Below are 14,717 nucleotides of genomic sequence, written 5' to 3'. Positions count from 1 at the left end.
TCGTGGCGAGCGACATATCGACCTCCGCCGGACCTCGCCCCACGCAGCACAGGATGCTCGACCGGCTCCTCGAGGCCCTGCCCGACGGGGCGGCGCCGACCATGCACTCGGACATGGGCTGGCAGTACCAGCACGAGTCCTACGCCTCCAGGCTGGAGGGGGCGGGCATCACCCAGAGCATGTCGCGCAAGGGGAACTGCATCGACAACGCCGCCACCGAGCAGCTCTTCGGCCACGTGAAGGACGAGTTCTACCGCGGCAGGGAGTGGGGCAGCTTCGGGGACTTCAAGCGCGACCTGGAGGAGTACATAGACCATTGGAACACGCGGCGCAGGCAGGTAAGATTGAAGGGCCTGACGCCGGAGGAGTTCCGGAACCGGGCCCTTGCGGCGTAGTCGCTATTTGTTCAGTCCAAGTTTCGGGGCGCAGTTCACTGTCCCCTTCGTGGTGGTTTTTCGTTCTGAGCCAAGGAGATTCATGTTCAACATTGTGCTGTATGCGCCCGAGATTCCGGCCAATACGGGCAATATCGGCCGCACCTGCGTGGTTACCGGCGCCCGCCTGCATCTGGTGGAGCCGCTGGGGTTTTCGCTCGACGACAAGACGGTGCGTCGCGCCGGACTGGGCTACTGGCAAAACTTGGACGTGACGACCTATGCCAGCTGGGAGGATTTCCTTGCGCGCAACGGCCTCTCCCCTACCGACGAGCATCTGCATCTGCTGACCAAAAAGGCGCGCAGAACCTATGCGCAAAGCACCTACCGCGACGGTGACTATTTGGTCTTTGGCAGCGAGAGCTCGGGCATTCCCGAGAAGCTACTCGCCGCAGCGCCCACGTGCTGCGAGCGCATCCCGATGCTGCGCGATTGTGACTCACTCGACAACGCCGAAGCCTGGGAAGCCCACGAGGAATCGCTCGGGCATACCGAGCACGGCCACGAAACCATCCTTCGGCAGGATATCTGCGGCAACTTCGTCAACCCGGACGACTACCGCATCAGCGCCCTCAACCTATCCAACAGCGCTGCCATCGTCCTCTACGAAGCTCTGCGCCAAACAGGCTTTGCCGGCATGTAGCAAATCTGCCATTAGGGGACGGGGTAGAAATGGCAGATTTTCAAACCCTCTAGCTCTTGACAAATTGGTTTTGGCATTAAGGTGGCAAAGGGACTGTCCCTTTGCCACCTATTGCAACTACCGATTTAAATGGAATTAACCGTTTTTAAACGCTTTTAACTAGAATAGATGCCAGTATATTAGTAACTTTTACTGAGTTGCACCGTATGGGTTTATACGCTTCCATCCCGTAAAGGACAGGAACCCCGCAGCAAAAGGTCCCCACACATCAGAATTCAACTTCAAATACAAACGACTGCCGGAGTTCTCGCTTAGCTTGGCTTGTCAGGCTCGAATTCGCCCTTATGTTCAGTTTGCTGCATGCCTCGTCGATAGCCATAGCAAGTGATACAGACATGGTCATGGTCGTTTCACTTTTCAATTCGACCCGATAGCTCTTCGCCTTGTTTTTATCCTCTCCACCACATCTCGTCTCAATTAACAAGAGAATATCTGAGTCATGGGCATACCAGTGGAGCTCAGGGCGCTGCGGAACCATGTCACCCTCGAATTCCTGTGTAAACAGAATTTTCTTCTCATTTCTCGTTGAATCGCTCAAGGAACCGTCGATTCGAACCGAGCCCCTCTTTCCCGCCTTGGCATTTCCCTTAACCTGGCGGCCTCGCCGAGTTTCCTCGTACTCCGTCACCTCCAGCTTGCAGCGCTTCGCGCCAAGCATGAATGCAATCCGCCTCAACTCGGCCATCTTGTCTTGTTGCATGGTTGCGAAATAAGAGTCAAGGTCAACAAAGCGAGACCGATCAAAAGCATCTATGTAATATGTGGAATAAAGAGATGGTTTAGGATAGAAAGACAATTCGCTATCCCCGATTGCCTCGCGGTACAGATTGAAAATCTGCGTACCCTTAACGGTATCCAGCCAACCAATAGCATCCCTACAGGCGTCGATGCCCCGACGCTCATTTCCGTCAACAATTCGAATCATATTCGGCAAATAAAATGAAGGACTCTGATAGGTCTCCTTGGTTACCGGCCTGTATCTATTAAGCTGCTGCTGGTACGCCCAATCGTTGACGGCGTCACCGATATCCGCAGCAGCACCTGCCGCACCATCGGCCGCATCAGCAATAGCTGCCAAGGCGTCATCGACCATCGGGGTTGCAGCACGCATTGCACCATCGGCAACTTTCTGTACGGTTGCAACCGCGCCCGCCATCGCGCTTCCGGCGCCATCAACCAACCCAGCAGCGGCCTTACGGATATCAAAACTCTGCTTATGTCGCGACAGCTCCTCCCTTTCGACAACAGCTAGATCGTCTTTATCCTCCATAGTGACCTCCTATTTCCGATAGTCGAAATCAACCGTATATTCATCGCCAAATGCCGAGTTGAACATCGCACGGATATTTGCTTCGGCGTTCGCCTGAGCCTCTTCGAGCAGGTTGCCATCCTTGATGGCCTCGCTTTCACTCCGCTCCTTGCACTGCGCTTCAAACGCCGTGACGTCTTTGACCTCAATGGGATTGAGAATGTTGTTGCGTTCCTCGAGAGCACCCGATTTCTTCATATCCGGCGTGTTTGAGATTACATAAGGCTCATCCATCGTAATGGTCACCTTCTTCTTGTTTGTATGTATCTCTGCCGTCTCGAGATTCACGCCCGCCTTAATGGTTCCAACATAGCGATACCAAAAACTGTTTTCTGTAAACGGGATATCAAACCAATCGAAGAACCTATTGGTATCTGTCACCTTATCGACAATCGTATAGTTCTGCGATGCAGAAACCATCTCATTCTGGGAAGCAATACGTTCAAACACGACCGACGGGGAGAGCGTATTGGGGGCCGCTTCTTTTGCACCCGCAGCTTTGCCGTTATTAAAGATGCTAATAAAAAGTACAGCTACAATCAGCCCGCCAAGCGCCAAGCCCGCGATGAATACCTTGGGTTTCGTCAGAATTCTCCCGAGTCTCGCTTTCAGTGACCCCATGCCCTTCTTCATCTCATCCATTCCCTATCCCTTTCAAACTCCCTGTTATTTAAGAAATTAACAAAGGTTACGTCTCATGCCCAGATTGTCGTTTTCAGCGCGTCTTTAGACGAGGTCGGTTGTTTGCAATCCGAAATAATACATATTCGTCGTAGCACATGTTGCTCAATAAATGATATGAAACGGGCGGGCCAACCATTCAATACCGATCAACCCGCCCCTTTCGTGCAATACTTATTTATTTACATCGTAGCTGGAAACAGATGCGACAACGCGTGCAGCGTCCACATCGGACATTGCCTCGAACTTGACTTTCTCGCCCGGCGCCCACGAAGAAGTGTCCGCATAGGTCTCCTCCGCTTTGATGTCATCTGCATCATAGAGAGCAAGTGTCAGGCTGACGTTAGAGAACGATATACCAGAAGTGTTCTCAACTACCGCCGTATACGTATACAGACCGTAACTGTCATCCGATTTTTCGAAATTTGCTCCCTGAATCAAACTGTTGATGGCATCCTCATAGCGGGTCTTCTCTGCTACGGACTTTCCATTCTTAATTAAGTCGTTGAAATCATCCTTATATTTTTCCCCTACTTCCAGCCCGTAATTATCAACAAGCTTCTTGAGCTGCGCAGACCGTTTATCGTAGACCTTATTCCACTCTTCGTAATAATCCGCAGACGATTGCGAGTAGTCCTCGGTCACCTTAAGCTGGTCATCAAGCAGATTCAGATACGTGATTACGTCCTGTTGCATCCTGGAATCCTTGAACCTGGCGTTCTCGAGCTCCTTGTCGTTCTCGATCTCTGCTTTAATCGCTTCCTGGATATTCTCGGTTGAATGAGGATCGTCATCGTTTGCATTAGACTCAATGACGTCGGACCTTTTCTCAAACCCGGCGGCGATAACATTCATCGCCTTGTCATCGACATATTTCGGTTTATCTAAGTTTGTAGCATTCTGAGAACAGGCCGAGATAAATCCCAGAGAACAGATTAGTAGAACAAGCAAGCCCATCACGGGCTGCTTTTTAGTAGCATTTCGTTTCACGACTATTTCCCTTCGATTGACGTTACGGCTCATAACCCCTCGTCAAAAAGCAGACGAATTGGCAACGCGGTGGCACTATTTGGTTCCAGGGCGTGAACTGGATAAACATCGAGGGAAGGAGTGGGCTCTGTGCAATAAACTCCCCTCGTCAAAATGTCTAGTTAAAGAGGACGGACAGACGGCGAACGGTCATATCCGTTCGTGTCCGCCCGTCTCCAACGATCGAACGTCGATGCGCTGACGTTCAGGAGCGTTGCGGCCTCTCGCCTCGTAACTTCACCTCCTTCGAATGATTTGATGACATCGTTATAGCTATCCGGACGCTCGAGCGCCGGCCTTCCAAATCTCACGCCACGCAGGCGCGCCGACGCGATACCCTCCGCCTGGCGTTGCTTGATGTTTTCGCGCTCCAGCTGCGCCACGTAGCTCAAGATCTGAAGGACCAGATCCGCCATGAACGTTCCCGTGATGCCATCGGGCTGCTCGCGTGTATCGAGTAACGGCATATCAAGCACTACGATGGCAGCGTGTCTATCCACCGTGATGCGTCGCCATTCATCGAGGACTTCACGATAATCGCGACCCAAACGGTCGATACTTTTGATCACGAGAACGTCACCCTCGCGCAACCTGCGAAGAAGACGCTGATACTGGGGACGTCTAAAGTTCTTACCACTTGCCTTGTCAGCGTAAATCTGACCCCGTTGAACGGGAAACCTTCCCAGTGCGTCTAACTGGCGATCCAAGTTCTGGTCCGCGGAAGAGACACGCGCATACCCAAAGATTCGATTGTCCATAATTGCCCCTATCGGCCGCCTCTTGGCAGCATCAGCTCAAGCGAGAGCCCACTCACTATAGGGCGTGCAAATTTCGCGAATGGGATGAGGTCATTTTGGCCCTCAGACGCAAGCTGTTCAAGCGCTACGTCGACAACATGCTAGCTTTTAACGGTAATTAACTGCTTTTAACTAGAATTGGCTAGAAAAGAAAAGCGTGATGCTGACAGGTTTTCCGGGAATGTGACAAAGGAACTGTCCCTTTGTCACATTCGGTTATAGGTAGCGACCGGTGATGCTTGTAGAGCAGGCCGCGATGTCACCCGGCGTACCGGCGCAGACGATTTGCCCGCCCGCGTCACCACCGCCCGGGCCCATGTCGATCACGTAATCGGCGTTGCGGATAAGGTCGAGATCGTGTTCGATCACGATAACCGTGGCGCCCTTGGCAACAAGGCCGTCGAACACACTCAGCAACACCTGAACATCGAGCGGATGCAGGCCGATCGTGGGCTCGTCGAACACAAATACGGCATCGTCCTGCACGCGGCCCATCTCGCTCGCAAGCTTAAGACGCTGTGCCTCGCCGCCCGAGAGCGCCGGCGTGGGCTCGCCAAGCGTGAGATAACCCAGGCCCAGGTCATGCAAGGTCTGCAAGCGCGTCTGAACCTTCTTGAGTCCCAGTGTGGCGTCGATGGCCTCGTCCACACTCATGTCCATGAGCTGCGGCAACGTAAGCAGACTCCCGTCCTTGCCCTCGCGATGGATATGCGAAGCCGCGTCTGCATAACGCGAACCGCGACATGCCGGGCAGACGATCTCGACATCGGGCAAAAACTGCACGTCGAGCGATATCGAGCCCGTGCCATCGCACGTAGGGCAGCGCAAGGCGCCGGTGTTGTAGCTAAAGGCACCCGCCTTGTAACCGGCCGCCTTGGCCTCGGGCGTACGGGCGAAGGCGCGGCGCAGCTCATCATGGATGTCGGCATAGGTTGCCACCGTCGAGCGAACATTGGCGCCAATGGGCGTAGCGTCAATCAGGTTGGCACGCGCAATGCCCTCGGCATCGACCCAGCGCACGTGCCCCGGCAGGCGCTCACCAGCTGCCTGCGCCTTAAGCGCCGGAATGAGCGTCTCGAGTACCAACGTCGTCTTACCCGAACCCGAAACACCCGTAACCGCAACCAAGCGGCCGCGCGGGATATCAACTTCGAGCGGTTTGACGGTATGGATGGCATCGGTCGCCATGCGGATATGGCCCTGATCGAACATTTCGTCGTCAGTCACCTGTGGGCGCAAGCGCTTGGGCTCTGCGCGCAAAAACGGCGCGATACGGCTGCCCTGCGATTGCTCGACCTCGTCTACCGTACCAGCGGCGATCACATTGCCGCCGCCTGCTCCGGCAACGGGGCCCATCTCGACCAGATAGTCGGCTTCCGCCAGCACGCGCGTGTCGTGGTCGACAACAACCACGGTGTTGCCGTCGCTCACCAGGTCGCGCATCACACCCACCAGGCCGTCGACATTTGCCGGATGCAAGCCGATCGAGGGCTCGTCCAGCACATAAAGCACGCCTGTCGATCGGTTGCGCACCACGCGGGCGAGCTGCACACGCTGGCGCTCACCCGTGGAAAGCGTGGCACCGGCGCGGTCGAGTGAAAGGTAATCGAGACCCAGGTCGACCAGACGGCGAGCCGCGCTCAAAAACGAATCGCAGATATCCGTCGCCATGGGCCGCATCTCGGGCGGCAAGGATGCGGGCACCCCGCGCACCCACTCAATCGCCTCGCCCAGCGTCATGGCCGCCGCCTGTGCCAGATTGATACCGCGCACCTGGGGCTGGCGCGCAGCCTCGGAGAGACGCGTGCCGCCGCAATCACGGCATGCTCCCTCGCGCAAAAAGCGCGCAACGCGTTTTAAGCCCTTATCGTCCTTGACCTTGGCGAGCGCATTTTCGACGGTATAGACGGCGTTGTAATAGGTGAAATCGAGCGGCGTGGCACCCTCGCCGTTTTTAGGAACGTAGAGAATGTGCTTCTTAACCGCCGGACCATGGAACACGATGTCGCGCTCTTGAGGCGTGAGCTGGTTAAACGGCACGTCGGTGCGTACATCCATCTCGCCGGCCACCTGTTTCATCAGGTCCCACATGAGCGTGCCCCAGGGAAGCACCGCACCCTCGTTGATAGTCTTTGACTCGTCGGGCACCAGACTCGCTTCGTCCACCTCGCGCATGACACCGGTACCGCCGCAGGTAGGGCACGCACCGCCGCTATTGAAAGCCAAATCCTCGGCACTCGGCGCGTAGAACTCGCGGCCGCATGCGGGGCACGTGAGCGACAGGCCCGCAGCCACGTTAAGGCTCGGCTCCACACGCGTCCCGCAATGCGGGCACACGTGATGGGCGCAGCGGCTAAAGAGCAGACGCAGGCTATTGTTGAGCTCGGTCATGGTGCCAAAGGTGGAACGCACGCCCGGCACGCTGGGGCGCTGATGCAATGCGAGCGCCGCCGGCACGTGCAGTACCTCGTCCACCTGGGCGTGTTCGGCCTGCGTCAGGCGACGGCGAGTATAGGTGCTGAGTGCTTCCAAGTAGCGACGCGAGCCCTCGGCATAAAGAACTCCCAGCGCCAGCGAACTCTTGCCCGAACCCGATACGCCGGCAACACCCACGAGCTTTCCCAGCGGAATATCGATATCGACGTCCTTGAGGTTATGGACACGTGCGCCACGCACCTCGATAGCCTGCGGGCTCATCTTCTGTTCCGTCACCTTTATCACCCTACTCATGCCATAAGATGCGGTCGCGAATATACTCACCCAGCATGGGCACGGTAAACCGGACGAGGCCGTATCCGGCAGCCTCGATGACGCGCTCGCGAATCAGGCTTGCGCGATATTTACTCGCCCAGCTCTGGGTGCGGTCGCAACGCTCAATGATGTCCGCCATGCGCGTCGGTTTACCCTCGTCAACCGCCATGGCCTCGATAAAGAGGCGCTGTGGACTGCGCAGCCCGTAATACAGAGGCGCGTCAACCGCTTCGTAGAACTCGGAGACGGCATCCGCATGGCCATCCTCGACATCGCACCTTTCAATGATCTGAGAGCCACGCCGGACAGCAGAGCGCCACATGTAATAGCCCACCAGCTGAACCATATAGGGATGCCCCATGCTCTTACGTGCCGCAAGGTCCGCCGTCTCCGCGTCAACGTAAAGACCAGCGTCTTTGACCGTCTGGATATATGAATCGCGCACCTTGGGCAAAGAAATCGCCCCCAGCGTACGCTGCTGGGCACGGCGCAAAAACGTCACGCTCGGCTCTTCGAGCAAGTCATCAACCATACTGGGCAATCCAGCGAACACCAGCGCAAGACCGCGCTGGTCGCTATCGGGCAATCCCGTAGCATCCTGATCTCCGAGCACTTGCTGATAGAGAACGGCAAGAGCCGCCAGCTCCTCGATAGACGCCGATTGCGCCTCGTCAATCGCAAACAGTATGCCCTTGCCTGGACCGAGCTTCTTGAGGCGCTCGTTGACCAGCCCTCGTAACGTCTCGCCCTTTGCTCGCGCCGCCTCGACCGACATCCGGCCAAACGACGGCCCGAACTCCATTGACGTCACAACGGGTTTATTCGAGCGAAGCGCGTCGGCTAAGCGGTCGCATAAGCCAAGCGAAGCGGAATCAGAGATAACCGCCCATCCGCGCTCGCTGGCTAGACGTTGCAGCTCCCGCAGGAGAACCGTTTTGCCGCAGCCGCGGTTTCCCGTAATGAGCATGAGCCTACCCGGCGCTCCGGCGCCGTTGTCGAGTCCTTCCTCAAAATCTTCGATGACCGACTCTCGACCGATGAGCATCGGAGGCCGCTTGCCTGCCGTTGGCTTAAAGGGATTTGGATTCATGTCGGCCTCCTCGGATTGGCAAACCCTGGTAATAGTTATACCAACTTATACCGAATTATACCATCAGCAGGTGACAAAGGGACTGTCCCTCTTGCAGCGTCGGCGCCAAAATCAATTAGTCAAGGATCAGAGGGTTCAAAAATCTACCATTTCTACCCCGTCCCCTAATGGCAGAAGAAGGTGGGGTCGGCGGGGCGATAGGGGCGGAAGGTGGCGGGATCGACCTTGACGTGCGCTGCGGCGGGGACGTCGTACCACTTGACGGTGTAGCCAGCGCCGTGAGAGCAAAAGACCGAGTCGGGCGTGTTGGGCAGATCGGCCTCGGGCTCATAGGCGGCCGTCTCGATTACGCACTCGGCATCATGGCAAGGCGCATAGCCGGCGAACTCCAGGTACAGATGCCCACGACCACTCGTGTAGGCAGCCACCTCCAGCGCGTAATCCTGCACCTCGGATGCCGGCACGCGACCCACAAGCTTCGCCCGGTCTCCCGCCATCACCGGCGGCTCGTATTCGGCACCCATGCGCGTGGCATCCGAGAGCGCCCGGCCCACGCACTCCCCCGGCACCTCGAGCTCAAAGCGATACCACGGCTCCAACAGCACCGCCGCGCCGGCCTCACGCGCCTGCATGAGCCCCTGGCGAATCGCGCGGTACGTGGCCTGGCGAAAATCGCCGCCCTCGGTGTGTTTGGCATGTGCACGGCCACCCGTGAGCGTAATGCGCACATCGGTGATGGGCGAGCCGGTCAGCACGCCCAGGTGATCGCGCTCCATGGCGTTCGTGAGTGCCAGACGCTGCCAGTTAAGATCGAGCTCGTCGGTCGAGGTCACGGTGCCAAACTGCACGCCCGAACCCGCTGGCAACGGCTCCAGGCACAGATGCACCTCGGCATAGTGGCGCAGTGGCTCAAAGTGGCCCACGCCCTCGACCGGCTGCGAAATAGTCTCCTTATAGAGAATGCCGCCGGGCTCAAACGCAATCGAAAGACCGAAGCGATCGGCCAGCACCCGCTGCACGACCTCGAGCTGCACGGCGCCCATCAACTGCAGGTGAATCTGCTCCAGATGCGTATTCCAGCTTACGCCGAGCATGGGATCTTCGTCCGCCAGCTCAGTCAACGCTTTGAACACCGCATGGACATCGTGTTCGCCCGGAAGCACCGTATAGGTGAGAACTGGCGCAATGACGGGCGCATCGCCCACGGGCTCCGCGCCCAGGGCATCCCCCGGACGAACGTGCGTAAGACCCGTCACGGCACAAATACCGCCAGCAGCAACTTCTTGGGCAAGCTCATACTTCTCGCCGTTATAGATGCGGACCTGATCGACCTTCTGCTCCCATGTCTCGGCACCGGAACGTCCGTCAATCATCTGCTTGGCATGCAGCGTGCCGCCGGTCACTTTAACCCAAGCCAAGCGCTCGCCGCGATCCCCGCGGCTGACACGATAGACGCGCGCGGCAAACTCCGGGAGCCACGTCTGTTCACGCATCAGCGCGCATATGCCATCCAGCAGCTCGTCCACGCCTTGGTCCTTGAGCGCCGAGCCGGCAAAGCAGGGAAAGAGCTTGCGCTTGGCAACCATGCGCGACAGCGTTGCGACGGAAAGCTCACCCACCTCAAGAAACTCCTCGAGCGCCGCCTCGTCCAACGCAGCAGCGTCCTCCTGAACGGCACCGCCCGCCAACAGTTCGTTGGCATCCAGGCAGCCTTCGGAAAGACGCTGCCCAAGCTGTGCCAGCAAAACGTCGCGGCCGGGATTCTCCAAATCGATTTTGTTGATGAAGATGAACGTCGGGATGTCATAGCGCGCAAGCAGGCGCCACAGGGTTTCGGTGTGCCCTTGCACGCCATCGTTGGCACCCACAACCAAAATCGCATAGTCGAGCGCGCGCAATGTGCGCTCGGCCTCGGCAGAAAAATCGACATGCCCCGGTGCATCCACGAGCATGACGTGGGTATCGCCATGGTCGAGCACGGCCTGCGACGAGAAGATCGTAATGCCACGCTCGCGCTCAATCTCGTTCGTATCCAGATGCGAATCGCCATCGTCCACGCGACCGCGCTTGCGAATGCGACCCGCGTTGAACAGCATGGCCTCGGCCAGCGTGGTCTTGCCGGCATCGACATGCGCCAAGATTCCAACGACCGCTTGCTTCGACATGGCTCTCCTCTTATTACAAGCCCATCGCACGCGGCAACGGGCACTCACGCTCCACACTGGATGATACAATTTACGGACCGGCGGGCGAAGCGGGCCCTATCCCCCGACCGAGCTCATCGCCCTGCGTTGCCGCGCGGCGATTTTCGTAGGTTCGCGCCTTGCGAAAGCCGGCTTTCAAAACAGCGCAGCGAACGAAAATGGCCCCGGGTGGGACCATTTTCGTTCGCACGAATTATTGATATGAGGCGTCGCTCTTACACCTCGCGCAGCCAATCGAACGCGACGCGCGCCGTGCCGTCGGACACATAGACGATACCGGCGCGCTCAAAGCCAGCCTTTAAGATGGCGCCCTGCATGGGCAGGTTGTCTTGATGCGTGTCGATACGCAGGTGATCGGCGCGCTCCTTGGCAAAGGCAAACATCGCAGCCGCGATACCGTGCACGGTGCCGTCGGACGCCACACGGTGCAGCACGGCGTACGGAGTGTCGCTGCGCCATTGGCCGTCCTCAATTACGTCATAGCACTCGTCCGGGCCCGGCAAAAAGGCAAACGTCGCCACCACGCGGCCGTCGACTTCGCACACATAGCTGCCACCGGCAACGATATCGGCAGCCAGCTGCTCGGCCGAAGGCGTGCCCTCGGGCCACTGCGTGGCGTTGCCATGCGCGCGCATAAAGGCGCGGGCCGCGTCATAGATAGCCATGACGGCGGGAATGTCGGTATCGAGGGTTTTTCTGATCATCACGCGGCGACCTCACGTTTATTGGTATCACTTTGATTGGGCAATGATACCAGCGTTTGGAGAGGGACACGAAGCAGATGGGGAGCAAAAAGCGAGCCGCCTGGTCAAAGGCCAAAAGCGAGTTTTTTGGGCGCTGCCACGGGCGGCGATATGAGCGACCTGTTTGCGCGCGAAGACGAGCGCCGCGACGCCCTGGACGCCGAGCGCGATGAGGCCTGGCGCTACAAGTCGTGCGAACGCAAAAACCGTTACGACACGCGCGCCGAGGCCGAGGCCGTTATGGCCGACTGCGAAAACCGCGGGCGGCGCGGTTTGGCCTGCTACAAATGCGAATACTGCGGCGGATGGCACCTGACGTCGCACCCTTGGAAATAGGCGCCGCATCGGCACGGCACTGACGGAGTGCCAGCCATCGTACGCAAGCTACGGACGCGGCGGCACCAAAACATCGTAACGAACGGCCTTGCCCGCAAGTTGATAGCTCGGCTTAACGCCGGCAAGCAGAGGCCCCTTCACCGGTCGCTTGATAACGACCTTGCGCGGGTGCACCGCAAGCGCGGCTTCGACCAGCGCCTCTTCATCGGCGCACGGCTGTTCCAGATGATGCAAGAGTTGGAACTTCTTTTTCACCGCCGCGCTTTTGGTGCGCTCGGGAAACATGGGGTCCAGATACACCACGTCGGGGGCGGCAAACTCGCCCCGCCCGATCAACTCAGCCACATGGCGAAGACCGGCAATGCTGTCCTCGCCCGCATGAAGGCGCATGCGCGACACGGCAACCGCAAGCGCCGGATCATCTGCCGCGCGGTCCAAGGCATCCTTGAGGAGCGCCGCGATCACGCAATCCTGCTCATACAGATCGACGGTAAAGCCCGCGGCCGCCAACAGCAGCGAATCCTCGCCAAAGCCTGCCGTGGCATCAATCGCCCATGGGCGCTCGATGCCTTTTACGCGCGCAGCCTTCACCAGCAGCTCTTGCTGCAGACGGCCCTGCTTGAGCCGCGGAAGCATGCGGGTAAAATCGGCACGCAGCTCCATCGTGCCGTCGGTGAGCGTGAGTCCCTCGGACTTCCCGGTCAGCTCAAGCCCCGCGGCCCGAGCAACAGAAAAGGGATCGACGACGCCCATGGACACTCCTTAACAAGCAAAACAAATACGTAAGTGCCGTTTATGTCGGCACCCAACCGTCCGCTATTGTCCCACATGCGACATGGCCCACAGCATCGCAATGCAAAGTACCGCCATCAATCCCGTGCACACGGCTGCGATCACGGAATCGCCCATGCGCCTTCCTAACGACCGCGGCTCACGCACTTGCCCTGCTCCGTACATCATGGCTCCTCCTTGAGACCAGCTCCTTGTTACGGCCTCATCATCGCAGCGCCGCACATGAGCTGCCATCGATTTGGCTTACGTCCAGCTTTCCTTTTTGAAAGGTTGGACCGTACAGGCAAGAGACGCTTTCAAACGCATGCATCGTCCCGTTGAACTACAATGTGCTTCACGATATGTGCCGTAACCTGGGCGCGACAGATTCTCCGCGCCCGCATCGAAAGGACCAGCTATGAGCGCTGCTCGCAAGACACTCAAAATCCTTGCCCTGATTTATTTTGTTCTGGGCATCGCCAGCCTCGTCATTGGAATCGCCGGCATCGCGACCGGCAAGCTCGAGTCCACCTACGGATCGAATGCCATGCTCGCCGCAGCCGTGGTTATCGCCAAGGGCCTCATCGATCTTGCCGCGGGCGTTGCGGGCATCAAGGGCGCCAACAAGCCTTCGCAGGTGGATGGCGCGTTTAAGCTCGGCATCGTTGCCGCAATCGCCACGATTGCGCAGGCCGTGCTCACGCTTCCCGCGTTTGGCGGCGACGTCATCAACTATGGCGCCTTTGTCATCGTGGTCTACGACCTGTTCTTTGTTCAGCAGGCACACGAAGTTAAGGCCGAGAACAAGGACCGCCTGTAGGCACCCGTCTCCCATAATCCCTACTATCAAGCAGATAAAAAGGGCCGATCGCGTAGCAACGCGGTCGGCCCTTTACGTTTGCCCAGATAAAACCTGCCAAAACAAACCTGTCCCTTTTTGGTAGGCTGTTAGCCGTGGCGGTACTCGGCGATGATGAAGTCGATGTCGGTTTGAAGGGTGTCGAGGTTTGCCAGGCGTTCTTTGTCGGCAGGGCGCGTGCGGTAGTAGTACGGCGTCATCTGAAACACCGCCTCGATGTCGGCCTGGGTCTGAAGCGTAATATTTGAAGACACCCGCTGCGTTCCGACCAACTCGAGCTCGGTGGTCTTCGGCAGCTTCTCATCGTTAAGGTACGGTATGTCGTAGAGCACCTCTTTAAGCCCAAAGAGATGACGGGCACCCGGCACCACGGTGTAGAGCGAGCCCTCGGGCGCCAGCACGCGGGCAAACTCACGCTCGTTAAAGGGAGCGAAGAGCTCGGTCACCATATTGAAGGCGCCATCGGCCACGGGGATATCCTTCATGTTGGCCACGAAGTAGGTCGCATCGCCGCGCTTGGCGGCAAGGCGTACCATCTCCTTGCCCAAGTCGAAACCGTAAGCATCCACGCCCGGCACCGCGCCCATGGCACTGGTGTAGTAGCCCTCGCCGCAGCAAATATCGAGCAAGGCCAGCGGCTTGTCCGACGTAGCCGCGCACCGCTGAGCTCGTTCGCGCACCAGCTCGACCATCGCATCACGCAACGGCGCATAGTAACCGCGGTTCAGAAAGTCGCGACGGCTGCGTGCCTGCGACTTGGGATCGCCCATGGAGTCGCCGCTCTTGGACGAGCGCAGCAGATATAGATAGCCCTCGCGAGCACGGTCAAACCGGTGTCCGCCCGCGCATGCAGCACCGCGTTCGTCATCCACCAACGGTTCATGGCAAACGGGACACAACAACATGGCAACTCCTTAGCGCGAACAACACAACACCCACCATTGTCGCACGCCTTCCCCACCTAGTCATTGGGGACGTTCTTAATGACTAGTCGTTTAAGAACGTCCCCA

The 14,717-nt window shown here is 58.1% G+C and carries 14 protein-coding genes; 4 read left to right on the top strand and 10 right to left on the bottom strand.

Annotated features, from left to right (window positions below; translation table 11 throughout):
- Together HMPREF9463_RS02885 and HMPREF9463_RS02880 are read left to right on the top strand one after the other, a co-directional pair.
- Window positions 1-395, top strand: a 395-nt coding sequence (locus HMPREF9463_RS02885) for an IS3 family transposase (RefSeq protein WP_035137002.1), incomplete at its 5' end; no start/stop codon positions are given.
- 82 nt (window positions 396-477) lie between these two features.
- Window positions 478-1,077, top strand: a complete 600-nt coding sequence (locus HMPREF9463_RS02880) for a tRNA (cytidine(34)-2'-O)-methyltransferase (RefSeq protein ID WP_035136999.1) — start codon at window positions 478-480, stop codon at window positions 1,075-1,077.
- Window positions 1,078-1,345: 268 nt separating this feature from the next.
- Here the strand turns inward: HMPREF9463_RS02880 and HMPREF9463_RS02875 are convergent, their stop codons facing one another.
- From HMPREF9463_RS02875 to HMPREF9463_RS02840, 8 genes are all read right to left on the bottom strand, one after another.
- Window positions 1,346-2,407, bottom strand: coding sequence for a hypothetical protein (locus HMPREF9463_RS02875; protein ID WP_035136998.1), 1,062 nt, complete (start codon window positions 2,405-2,407; stop codon window positions 1,346-1,348).
- A gap of 9 nt (window positions 2,408-2,416) precedes the next feature.
- Window positions 2,417-3,088 carry a DUF4230 domain-containing protein gene (locus HMPREF9463_RS02870; protein WP_035136997.1) on the bottom strand — a complete coding sequence of 224 codons (672 nt, stop codon included), beginning with the start codon at window positions 3,086-3,088 and terminating at the stop codon, window positions 2,417-2,419.
- 213 nt (window positions 3,089-3,301) lie between these two features.
- Window positions 3,302-4,117: an FxLYD domain-containing protein gene (locus tag HMPREF9463_RS02865; RefSeq protein ID WP_035136996.1), complete on the bottom strand. Its 816-nt coding sequence runs from the start codon at window positions 4,115-4,117 to the stop codon at window positions 3,302-3,304.
- A gap of 161 nt (window positions 4,118-4,278) precedes the next feature.
- Window positions 4,279-4,914 (bottom strand): recombinase family protein, encoded by a 636-nt coding sequence (locus tag HMPREF9463_RS02860; protein WP_052044033.1) that lies wholly within the window; start codon window positions 4,912-4,914, stop codon window positions 4,279-4,281.
- A 255-nt stretch (window positions 4,915-5,169) separates the two neighbouring features.
- Complete coding sequence (locus HMPREF9463_RS02855) at window positions 5,170-7,665, bottom strand: excinuclease ABC subunit UvrA (RefSeq protein WP_232219732.1); 2,496 nt, start codon at window positions 7,663-7,665, stop codon at window positions 5,170-5,172.
- Between the two features lie 10 nt (window positions 7,666-7,675).
- On the bottom strand, window positions 7,676-8,794 hold the full coding sequence (locus tag HMPREF9463_RS02850) for an AAA family ATPase (protein ID WP_035136994.1): 1,119 nt from the start codon (window positions 8,792-8,794) through the stop codon (window positions 7,676-7,678).
- Window positions 8,795-8,958: 164 nt separating this feature from the next.
- Window positions 8,959-10,959, bottom strand: coding sequence for an elongation factor G (locus tag HMPREF9463_RS02845; RefSeq protein WP_035136992.1), 2,001 nt, complete (start codon window positions 10,957-10,959; stop codon window positions 8,959-8,961).
- Between the two features lie 254 nt (window positions 10,960-11,213).
- Window positions 11,214-11,702, bottom strand: a complete 489-nt coding sequence (locus HMPREF9463_RS02840) for a GNAT family N-acetyltransferase (protein WP_084591752.1) — start codon at window positions 11,700-11,702, stop codon at window positions 11,214-11,216.
- 126 nt (window positions 11,703-11,828) lie between these two features.
- On the opposite strand from HMPREF9463_RS02840, the gene HMPREF9463_RS02835 reads away from it, so the two are divergent.
- Entirely contained in the window at window positions 11,829-12,077 is a 249-nt protein-coding gene (locus HMPREF9463_RS02835; protein WP_052044032.1) for a hypothetical protein, read from the top strand.
- A gap of 48 nt (window positions 12,078-12,125) precedes the next feature.
- Here HMPREF9463_RS02835 and HMPREF9463_RS02830 read toward each other — a convergent pair whose 3' ends face one another.
- Window positions 12,126-12,830 (bottom strand): class I SAM-dependent methyltransferase, encoded by a 705-nt coding sequence (locus HMPREF9463_RS02830; protein WP_052044031.1) that lies wholly within the window; start codon window positions 12,828-12,830, stop codon window positions 12,126-12,128.
- 436 nt (window positions 12,831-13,266) lie between these two features.
- On the opposite strand from HMPREF9463_RS02830, the gene HMPREF9463_RS02825 reads away from it, so the two are divergent.
- Entirely contained in the window at window positions 13,267-13,668 is a 402-nt protein-coding gene (locus HMPREF9463_RS02825) for a hypothetical protein (protein ID WP_035136989.1), read from the top strand.
- Window positions 13,669-13,796: 128 nt separating this feature from the next.
- Here HMPREF9463_RS02825 and HMPREF9463_RS02820 read toward each other — a convergent pair whose 3' ends face one another.
- On the bottom strand, window positions 13,797-14,612 hold the full coding sequence (locus HMPREF9463_RS02820) for a putative RNA methyltransferase (RefSeq protein WP_035136988.1): 816 nt from the start codon (window positions 14,610-14,612) through the stop codon (window positions 13,797-13,799).
- Window positions 14,613-14,717 lie beyond the last annotated feature (105 nt).

This window comes from Collinsella sp. 4_8_47FAA, assembly GCF_000763055.1.
Classification (GTDB): Bacteria; Actinomycetota; Coriobacteriia; order Coriobacteriales; family Coriobacteriaceae; genus Collinsella.
The sequence above is the reverse complement of the archived record's forward strand: the minus strand, read 5'-3'. Positions and strand labels throughout refer to the sequence as shown.

Excerpts from the sequence above, each read along its gene's own strand:
- HMPREF9463_RS02850 (WP_035136994.1), bottom strand. The coding sequence starts at position 8,794 with ATGAATCCAAATCCCTTTAAGCCAACGGCAGGCAAGCGGCCTCCGATG.
- HMPREF9463_RS02860 (WP_052044033.1), bottom strand. The coding sequence starts at position 4,914 with ATGGACAATCGAATCTTTGGGTATGCGCGTGTCTCTTCCGCGGACCAG.
- HMPREF9463_RS02830 (WP_052044031.1), bottom strand. The coding sequence starts at position 12,830 with ATGGGCGTCGTCGATCCCTTTTCTGTTGCTCGGGCCGCGGGGCTTGAG.
- HMPREF9463_RS02880 (WP_035136999.1), top strand. The coding sequence starts at position 478 with ATGTTCAACATTGTGCTGTATGCGCCCGAGATTCCGGCCAATACGGGC.
- HMPREF9463_RS02870 (WP_035136997.1), bottom strand. The coding sequence starts at position 3,088 with ATGGATGAGATGAAGAAGGGCATGGGGTCACTGAAAGCGAGACTCGGG.
- HMPREF9463_RS02840 (WP_084591752.1), bottom strand. The coding sequence starts at position 11,702 with ATGATCAGAAAAACCCTCGATACCGACATTCCCGCCGTCATGGCTATC.
- HMPREF9463_RS02820 (WP_035136988.1), bottom strand. The coding sequence starts at position 14,612 with ATGTTGTTGTGTCCCGTTTGCCATGAACCGTTGGTGGATGACGAACGC.
- HMPREF9463_RS02825 (WP_035136989.1), top strand. The coding sequence starts at position 13,267 with ATGAGCGCTGCTCGCAAGACACTCAAAATCCTTGCCCTGATTTATTTT.
- HMPREF9463_RS02875 (WP_035136998.1), bottom strand. The coding sequence starts at position 2,407 with ATGGAGGATAAAGACGATCTAGCTGTTGTCGAAAGGGAGGAGCTGTCG.
- HMPREF9463_RS02845 (WP_035136992.1), bottom strand. The coding sequence starts at position 10,959 with ATGTCGAAGCAAGCGGTCGTTGGAATCTTGGCGCATGTCGATGCCGGC.